This window comes from Streptomyces sp. NPDC031479, from assembly GCF_055581065.1.
In genome coordinates this window covers 19,978-28,227 of the sequence record NZ_JBVIKC010000071.1, presented here as the reverse complement: position 1 = coordinate 28,227, position 8,250 = coordinate 19,978, and the positions used below count along the sequence as shown (strand labels likewise).

Annotated in this window: 9 protein-coding genes; 4 read left to right on the top strand and 5 right to left on the bottom strand. The window is 72.4% G+C overall.

Translation table 11 applies throughout. The features are described 5' to 3' along the window. Positions 1–119: 119 nt before the first annotated feature. Genes ACZ5D2_RS39075 through cpt form a run of 4 tightly spaced genes read left to right on the top strand, consistent with a single transcriptional unit; the run spans position 120 to position 2,871 of the window. Positions 120–1,034, top strand: a complete 915-nt coding sequence (locus ACZ5D2_RS39075; RefSeq protein ID WP_468936278.1) for an ABC transporter ATP-binding protein — start codon at positions 120–122, stop codon at positions 1,032–1,034. A gap of 21 nt (positions 1,035–1,055) precedes the next feature. After that, complete coding sequence (locus tag ACZ5D2_RS39070; protein WP_371679821.1) at positions 1,056–1,808, top strand: ABC transporter permease; 753 nt, start codon at positions 1,056–1,058, stop codon at positions 1,806–1,808. Positions 1,809–1,848: 40 nt separating this feature from the next. Beyond that, positions 1,849–2,286 (top strand): hypothetical protein, encoded by a 438-nt coding sequence (locus ACZ5D2_RS39065; protein ID WP_371679822.1) that lies wholly within the window; start codon positions 1,849–1,851, stop codon positions 2,284–2,286. Positions 2,287–2,337: 51 nt separating this feature from the next. Continuing rightward, complete coding sequence (gene cpt, locus ACZ5D2_RS39060) at positions 2,338–2,871, top strand: chloramphenicol phosphotransferase CPT (protein ID WP_371679823.1); 534 nt, start codon at positions 2,338–2,340, stop codon at positions 2,869–2,871. 95 nt (positions 2,872–2,966) lie between these two features. Here cpt and mug read toward each other — a convergent pair whose 3' ends face one another. The 5 genes from mug to ACZ5D2_RS39035 form a co-directional block, all read right to left on the bottom strand. Continuing rightward, entirely contained in the window at positions 2,967–3,515 is a 549-nt protein-coding gene (gene mug / locus ACZ5D2_RS39055; protein ID WP_468936281.1) for a G/U mismatch-specific DNA glycosylase, read from the bottom strand. After that, positions 3,512–4,945 carry an adenylosuccinate lyase gene (purB, locus tag ACZ5D2_RS39050; RefSeq protein WP_371679824.1) on the bottom strand — a complete coding sequence of 478 codons (1,434 nt, stop codon included), beginning with the start codon at positions 4,943–4,945 and terminating at the stop codon, positions 3,512–3,514. Before purB ends, mug begins: the two co-directional genes overlap by 4 nt. 71 nt (positions 4,946–5,016) lie before the next feature. After that, positions 5,017–5,799: an SGNH/GDSL hydrolase family protein gene (locus ACZ5D2_RS39045; RefSeq protein ID WP_468936271.1), complete on the bottom strand. Its 783-nt coding sequence runs from the start codon at positions 5,797–5,799 to the stop codon at positions 5,017–5,019. Between the two features lie 59 nt (positions 5,800–5,858). After that, complete coding sequence (locus ACZ5D2_RS39040) at positions 5,859–6,878, bottom strand: hemolysin family protein (RefSeq protein WP_468936268.1); 1,020 nt, start codon at positions 6,876–6,878, stop codon at positions 5,859–5,861. Next, positions 6,875–8,215, bottom strand: coding sequence for a hemolysin family protein (locus ACZ5D2_RS39035; RefSeq protein ID WP_468936265.1), 1,341 nt, complete (start codon positions 8,213–8,215; stop codon positions 6,875–6,877). Before ACZ5D2_RS39035 ends, ACZ5D2_RS39040 begins: the two co-directional genes overlap by 4 nt. Positions 8,216–8,250: the final 35 nt, after the last annotated feature.

Sequence of the window (8,250 nt, the reverse complement as noted above, 5' to 3'; positions counted from 1 at the left end):
GGTGGAGACGTGCTTTCCTCGGGGGGGGGGGTGGGGGGGTGCCTCCCCCCCCGGGGGGGGAACCCCCCACCCTCGCATGGGGGAGGGAAGGGGGGAGGCCCGACGGCGACGCTTGAGCCATGAACCGCATCGAGATCCGCGAACTCACCAAGGACCACGGCAGCCGACGGGTCGTGGACCACCTGACCTTCGACGTCCTGCCCGGCAGGGTCACCGGCTTCCTGGGGCCCAACGGCGCCGGCAAGTCCACCACCCTGCGGCTGTTGTTGGGCCTGGACCGGCCGACCTCCGGCTCCGCCACCATCGGCGGGAGCCAGTTCACCGACCTCGACCGCCCCCTGCACCGGGTGGGAGCCCTCCTCGACCCCCAGGCGGCCCACTCGGGCCGCCGGGCCCGCGACCACCTCCTCGCGCTCGCCGTCAGCAACGGCATCCCACCCGCCCGCGTCGACAGGGTCCTGGAGCAGGCCGGTATCGCTTCCGTCGCCCGCCGCCGCATCGGAACCTTCTCACTGGGCATGCGCCAGCGCCTGGGCATAGCCGCCGCCCTGCTGGGCGACCCCGGAGTGCTGCTGCTGGACGAGCCGACCAACGGCCTCGACCCGGAGGGCATCATCTGGATCCGCGAGCTGATGCGCGGCCTCGCAGCCGAAGGGCGCACCGTCTTCGTCTCCAGCCATCTGATGGCCGAGTCGGCGGCGTTCGTCGACCACCTCGTGGTGCTGGGGCGGGGCAGGGTCCTCGCCGACACCTCGATGGAGGAGTTCATCAGCGCCCGCAGCACCCGGAGGGTGCGGTTGCGGACCTCGGAGCCGGAGCGGTTGGGGGCGGCCCTGGCCCGGGACGGCTTCGCGCTGGTCGCCGCCGAGGAGGGGTCCTGGACCGTCGACGGCATACGGGCCGACCGGATCGGCGCCCTCGCCGCCCGTGCGGGCATCCCCGTCCTGGAGCTGGCCGACGAGCGGGCCTCCCTGGAGCAGGCCTATCTCGATCTCACCGCCGACCGTGCGCAGTTCTCCGCCACCACCACCTGAATCCCGATGGGAGCCACCGTCATGACCTCCGCAGCCCTGCCCACCGTCTCCGTCCTGCACTCGGAGTGGATCAAGATACGTTCCATCCGTTCGACCCTCGGATCGCTCCTGGCCGTCTTCGCGGCCACCGCCGGCATCACCGTCCTCACCGCCGCCGCCATCGGCACCTCGGAACCGGGAGCACTGGGGGAGGACCGCCTGTTCGGAGCTTTCTTCGGCATCAACTTCGGGCAGATAGCGGCCGTCGCCTTCGGCGCCACGGCCTTCGCCGGTGAATTCCGCGACGGAGCGCTGCGGGTGTCGCTCACCGCCGTGCCCAACCGGACCCGGCTGTACCTGTCGAAGGCCGCCACGGTGGCCGGACTCGCCTTCGTGGTCGGTCAGATCACCGGCCTCGTCACCTTCGTCGCCGGCCAGGCCCTGATGGGGGAGTACGCCCTCTCCCTGGGGGACCCGGGCACCCTGCGGGCCGTGTTCGGCAGCGGTGCCTACCTCACGCTGATCGCCCTGCTGTCGGCCGGTCTGACGGCCCTGGTGCGCAGTGGCACGCTGGTGATGAGCCTGCTCATACCCTTCCTGCTGATCGTGCCCTTCGTGGTCGGTCAGGTCGCCGACGGTGCGGGACAGTTCATGCCCGACCGGGCCGGCCAGGTGGTGATGCGGCTGGAGGCGCAGGGGACGCTCGGTCCGTGGAGCGGGCTGGCGGTGACGGCGATGTGGGCCCTCGTGTCCCTGGCGGCGGGGTGGCTGGCCGTGCGGCGGCGCGACGCGTGACGCCGGACCAATTGTCAGTGGCCCCCGGAATACTGACGGTATGACCACGGCACAGCACCTCGACCTGATCGATCGGCTGCGGGCCCAGAGCTTCGTGGACGTGCCGGTGCGCCTCGGTCGGCACAGCAGCGGCCCCGGCTACCACCTCGTCCGTCTGGAGGAGACCGGGGACTTCTGGGAGGACGACGGTTCGGGACGCCGGGAGGCCGCCGACCAGATCAGCGCCGAGTACGCGGCCCTCACCCAGGCCCTGACGGAGCGCTGGGGGACGCCTCTGGTCTTCACGCTGTGCTCGCCGGCCGCCCTGGACACCGCGCCGGAGGAGCTCGCTCAACCCTGGGAGGAACTGACGCACAGCACCGACCACGTGCACCTCTGGCGGGCGGAGGACCGTTGGCTGGTGGCCTGTGTGACGCAGTGGAGTGAGGAGGACCCCTACACGCTGATGGCGGGGATCACCGTGACGGACCCGCCGTAGGACCGCGAAATCCGTTGTCGCCCGCCGGAGCGGTGGCCCTACTGTGGCGCGGTGCAGACTCAAGTGATCGTTCTCAATGGCGGATCCAGCTCCGGCAAGTCGGGGATCGCCCGGTGCCTGCAGGCCGTCCTGCCGGATCCGTGGCTGGTCTTCGGGACGGACACCCTGGTCGACGCGATGCCGGCGTCGATGCGGGCGATGGACGGGGGCATCGAGTTCGCTCCGGACGGCGAGGTCGTCGTCGGTCCCGCGTTCCGGGCACTGGAGGCGGCCTGGATCGAGGGGATCGCCGCGATGGCGCGGGGCGGGGCCCGGATCGTCGTCGACGAGGTGTTCCTCGGCGGGGCGGCCTCCCAGAAGCGCTGGCAGCAGGCCCTGGGCGGGCTGCGGGTGCTGTGGGTGGGTGTCAGGTGTGAGGGCGCCGTGGCCGCCGGCCGGGAGATCGCGCGGGGCGACCGGACCGTGGGGATGGCCGTCTCACAGGCGGAGCTCGTCCACCGAGGCGTGGTCTACGACCTGGAGATCGACACCACCCACGCCGAGTCGATGGAGTGCGCACGGGCCATCGCGGGCCGCGCCGGGTGATCGACGGCAGGGCCGGCGCGCGTGGACGACCCCGAGGGGGCGGGGCGGTCCGGCGCACTCGGGCGAGGGGCACCCCGGAGCTCGCCCGGCGCCGGTCAGGGGGTGGGCGGGGCCTCCGCCGCCTCGCGGAGGCGGGCGTACTCCTGGGCCATGGACTCCGCGGTCCAGTGGGCGTTGAGGCCGCTGGGGTTGGGCAGTGCCCAGATGCGGGTGGTGCCGATGGTCCGCTCCTGAGGGCCGATCCGGGCCCGGCGGTCGCCGAAGGCGGTGCGGTAGGCGGTGACGCCGACCACGGCGAGCCAGTCGGGCCGCAACCGCTCGACCTTCGCCGTCAGGATCCGGCCGCCCTCACGGAACTCCTCCGCGGTCAGCTCGTCGGCGCGGGCGGTCGCCCGGGCCACGACGTTCGTGATGCCGAGGCGGTAGGTGAGCAGTTCCTCCTGCTCCTCCGGTGCCAGCCTGCGGGGCGTGAAGCCGGACAGGTGGAGGACCGGCCAGAAACGGTTGCCCGGCCGGGCGAAGTGGTGGCCCGTCGCGGCGGACAGGAGCCCCGGGTTGATCCCGCAGAAGAGCACGCGCAGACCGCCCGCGACCACGTCCGGCAGGACGCGGTCGCGGGCGGCTTCGAGCTCGTCGGGGGTCAGAGGATCGATCCCGGCGCGTACCCGGCGGCCTCCGGGTGCTGCTTGGCGATGGCCTCGATCCGGGAGACCACGGTCGCGACCTGGTCGCCCGCGGCGCCGGTGAACGACAGCTTGTCGGCCATCAGGGCGTCCAGCTGCGCGCGGTCCAGCGGCATCCGCTCGTCGGCGGCCAGCTTGTCCAGCAGCTCGTTGCGCTCGGCACCCTGCTCGCGCATGGCGAGCGCGGAGGCCACCGCGTGCTCCTTGATGACCTCGTGGGCGGCCTCACGGCCCACACCGGCCCGCACCGCGCCCATCAGCACCTTGGTGGTGGCGAGGAAGGGCAGGTAGCGGTCCAGCTCGCGGGCCACGACGGCCGGGAAGGCGCCGAACTCGTCGAGGACGGTCAGGAAGGTCTCCAGCAGGCCGTCGAAGGCGAAGAACGCGTCGGGCAGGGCCACGCGGCGGACCACGGAGCAGGAGACGTCGCCCTCGTTCCACTGGTCGCCGGCCAGCTCGCCGGTCATCGAGGCGTAGCCGCGCAGGATGACCATCAGGCCGTTCACACGCTCGCAGGAGCGGGTGTTCATCTTGTGCGGCATCGCGGAGGAGCCGACCTGGCCGGGCTTGAAGCCCTCGGTGACCAGCTCGTGGCCCGCCATCAGGCGGATGGTCTTCGCGATCGAGGACGGGGCGGCGGCCAGCTGCACCAGAGCGGTGACCACGTCGTAGTCCAGCGAGCGCGGGTAGACCTGGCCGACGGAGGTGAAGGCCTGGGAGAAGCCGAGGTGGGCGGCGATGCGCTGCTCCAGGTCGGCCAGCTTGGCGGCGTCGCCGCCCAGCAGGTCGAGCATGTCCTGGGCGGTGCCGACCGGGCCCTTGATCCCGCGCAGCGGGTAGCGGTCGAGGAGGTTCTCCAGGCGGTCGTAGGCGACCAGGAGCTCGTCGGCGGCGGTCGCGAAACGCTTGCCCAGGGTCGTCGCCTGCGCGGCGACGTTGTGGGAGCGGCCGGCCATGACCAGCTCGGCGTGCTCGCCGGCCAGCTTGCCGAGGCGGGCCAGGACGGCGACCGTGCGGTCCCGGGCCAGCTCCAGCGAGAGCCGGATCTGCAGCTGCTCGACGTTCTCGGTCAGGTCGCGGGAGGTCATGCCCTTGTGCACGTGCTCGTGGCCGGCGAGGGCGTTGAACTCCTCGATCCGGGCCTTCACGTCGTGCCGGGTGACCTTCTCGCGCTCGGCGATGGAGGCGAGGTCGACGGTCTCCAGGACGCGCTCGTAGTCGGCGAGGGCGGCGTCCGGGACGTCGATGCCGAGGTCCTTCTGGGCGCGCAGCACGGCGAGCCACAGCCGCCGCTCCAGCGTCACCTTGTACTCGGGGGACCACAGGACGGCGAGCTCCGCGGAGGCGTAGCGGCCGGCCAGGACATTGGGGATGCGGGGCTTGGCTGTCACGTGTAGGGATTCTACTTGGGCCGCGGCTGTGCGTTCACGCAGGTGGGGGCGCCACCTGCGATTGTGTGTTGCTACGAGGGCGGCGAGGCCGCGTACGGCAGCAGTTCGGGCCTCTTGGAGGGGCGGCCGTCACCCGAGGAGCGGCCCGTCAGGCGGCGGCCGATCCAGGGGAGCAGGTGCTGCCGGGCGAAGCGCAGGTCCTCGGTCCTGCGCACCTGCCAGCCGGGGGCCGCGGCGGGCGGCAGGGCGGCCCGCCAGTCCTCCTGCGCGGGCAGGCCCAGGCTCTGCCAGACCGCCTCCGCCACCCGCCGGTGGCCCTCGGCGGTCAGGTGCAGCCGGTCGACGTCCCACATGCGCGGATCGGCGAGCACCGGGGCCCCGTACAGGTCCACCAGCAGCGCCCCGTGTCGGGCGGTGAGCTCTTCGAGGATGCCGAACAGCTCCTCCATGCGGGGCCGGAAGCGTTCCATGACCGGACCGTTGCGGCCCGGGGAGCGCATCAGCACCAGCCGCCCGCAGGACGGGGCCAGCAGGGCCACGGCCCCTTCCAGGTGGCCGCGGACCCTGCCCATGTCGACCTTCGGCCGCAGGGCGTCGTTGAGCCCGCCCACCAGCGTCACCACGTCGGCGCCCATCGCGGCGGCGGCCGGCGCCTGGTCCTCGGCGATCTGCCCGATCAGCTTTCCGCGCACCGCGAGGTTCGCGTAGCGGAAGCCCGGCTCGCGCGCCGCGAGCCGGGCGGCCAGCAGATCGGCCCAGCCCCGGTAGGAGCCGTCCGGCAGCAGGTCCGACATGCCCTCGGTGAAGGAGTCGCCGATCGCGACGAAACTGGTGTAAGACGCATTCATCTCCATGGCGGAGCGATGCTACCGCGCGGTACCCCGACCCCGCAGGGCCGGGGACCGCGCGGCCGTCAGGCGGACGCGGGCCGGCCGAACAGCTCGCGCAGCACGTCCTCCATCGTCACCAGGCCCGTCATGGCCCCGTCCGCCCCGAGGACGGCCGCCAGGTGCGTGCGGCTGCGCCGCATGGCGGTGAGCACGTCGTCCAGCGGGGTCTCCGCCCGCACCTGGGCGATCGAGCGCAGCTCGGACTCGGGGAACGGATCGTCCCGCTCCACCACGTCGAGGGCGTCCTTGACGTGCAGGTAGCCCAGGATGCGGCGCTGCTCGTCGACCACGGGGAAACGCGAGTACCCCGACTCGGCCGACAGCAGCTCCAGCCCGTCCGCGGTGATGCCCAGCCGCGCCGTGACCACCCGGTCCACCGGCAGCACCACATCGGTGACCGGGCGTCGACCCAGCTCCAGGGCGTCGTACAGCCGCTCGCTCGCCCGGTCGTCGATGAGCCCCGCGGCGCTGGAGTCCTTGACGATCCGGGCCAGCTCGTCGTCCGAGAACGTCGCCGCGACCTCGTCCTTCACCTCCACCCGCAGCAGCCGCAGCAGCGCGTTGGCGAAGGTGTTGATCGCGAAGATCACCGGCTTCAGCGCACGGGTCACGGTCACCAGGGGCGGGCCCAGCACCAGCGCGGTGCGCACCGGCTCGGACAGCGCCACGTTCTTCGGGAGCATTTCCCCGAACAGCATGTGCAGGTACGTCGCCAGCGTCAGCGCGATCACGAAGGAGATCACGTGCGTCAGCCCCGAGGGCACTCCGACGAGGTCGAAGAGCGGGGTCAGCAGGTGTGCGATGGCGGGCTCGGCCACCACGCCCAGCACCAGGGTGCACAGGGTGATGCCCAGCTGGGCCGCCGCCATCACCGCCGACACGTGTTCCAGGCCCCACAGCACGGCGCGGGCGCGTCGGTCGCCCTGTTCGGCGTACGGCTCGATCTGGCTGCGCCGGACCGAGATCAGCGCGAACTCCGCGCCGACGAAGACGGCGTTGACGACCAGGGTCGCCAGGCCGATCAGCAGCTGGACGACGGTCATCGGGCGCCCTCCGTAGGCTCGTCACCGGCGGCTTCGGCCGGTGCGTGCAGCAGTACGCGGGCGGCTCGGCGCCCGCCGGCGTCCACCACGTCCAGGCGCCAGCCGTCCAGTTCCAGGCTGTCGCCTACGGCCGGGATCCGGCCGAGTGCGGTGGCTATCAGCCCGGCCAGGGTTTCGTACGGGCCGTCCGGGACGCGCAGGCCGATCAGCCGGAGCTGGTCGGTGCGTGCGGCGCCGTCGGCGGAGTACAGGGCCCGGCCGGACTCGTCCGTACCGGCCGGGGCCAGGTCGGAGGTCTCGTGCGGGTCGTGCTCGTCGCGTACCTCGCCGACGACCTCCTCGACGATGTCCTCCAGCGTGGCCACCCCGGCCGTGCCCCCGTATTCGTCGATCACGACGGCCATGGTCTGCTTGCCGGAGAGCCGGTCCAGCAGCCGGTCCACCGTCAGGGACTCCGGTACGAGCAGGGGCGCGCGCAGCAGCTGCGAGACGGGATGGCGGTGCCGCTCCGCGGCGGGCAGCGCGAGCACGTCCTTGATGTGGACGGTGCCGACGACGCTGTCGAGGCTGCCCCGGTAGACGGGGAAGCGCGACAGCCCGGTGGCCATGGTCGCGTTGGCCACGTCCTCGGCGGTGGTCTGGACGTCGAGGGCGGTCACCTGCACGCGCGGGGTCATCACGTTCTCCGCGGTGAGGTCGGCCAGGTTCAGGGTCCGCACGAACAGCTCGGCGGTGTCCTTCTCCAGCGCGCCCGCCTTCGCGGAGTGCCGGGCCAGGGCCACCAGTTCCTGGGGGCTGCGCGCGGAGGCCAGCTCCTCGGTGGGTTCCATGCCGAACCGTCGGACCATGTGGTTGGCGGTGGTGTTGAGGTGGCTGATCAGGGGCCTGAAGGCGCGGCTGAAGACCCGCTGCGCGGTGGCGACGCGCTTGGCGATGGTCAGCGGGGAGGAGATGGCCCAGTTCTTGGGCACCAGCTCACCGACGACCATCAGCACCACGGTCGACAGGGCGGTGCCCAGCACCAGGGCCGTGGAGGAGGCGGCGGTGGCCGAGAGCCCCATGGCCTCGAAGGGCCCCTGGAGCAGGGCGGCGATCGAGGGCTTGGAGATCATGCCGATGACCAGGCCGGTCACCGTGATGCCGAGCTGGGCGCCGGAGAGCTGGAAGGTCAGGCTGCGGACGGCGGCCAGGGCGCTGTCGGCGCCCCGCTCCCCACGCTCGACGGCGCGTTCGAGCTCGCTGCGCTCGACCGTGGTCAGCGAGAACTCGGCCGCGACGAAGACTCCGCAGGCAAGGCAGAGCAGCAGGGCCACGATGAGCAGGAGCACTTCGGTCATCGGTCGTTCACCTCCGTCCCATGATCAGCCAGGCG

What these genes read in the sequence shown, in the direction of transcription:
- ACZ5D2_RS39045 (WP_468936271.1), bottom strand. Translation starts at nt 5,799, where the DNA reads ATGGAGATGAATGCGTCTTACACCAGTTTCGTCGCGATCGGCGACTCC.
- ACZ5D2_RS39035 (WP_468936265.1), bottom strand. Translation starts at nt 8,215, where the DNA reads ATGACCGAAGTGCTCCTGCTCATCGTGGCCCTGCTGCTCTGCCTTGCC.
- ACZ5D2_RS39065 (WP_371679822.1), top strand. Translation starts at nt 1,849, where the DNA reads ATGACCACGGCACAGCACCTCGACCTGATCGATCGGCTGCGGGCCCAG.
- ACZ5D2_RS39070 (WP_371679821.1), top strand. Translation starts at nt 1,056, where the DNA reads ATGACCTCCGCAGCCCTGCCCACCGTCTCCGTCCTGCACTCGGAGTGG.
- ACZ5D2_RS39075 (WP_468936278.1), top strand. Translation starts at nt 120, where the DNA reads ATGAACCGCATCGAGATCCGCGAACTCACCAAGGACCACGGCAGCCGA.
- ACZ5D2_RS39040 (WP_468936268.1), bottom strand. Translation starts at nt 6,878, where the DNA reads ATGACCGTCGTCCAGCTGCTGATCGGCCTGGCGACCCTGGTCGTCAAC.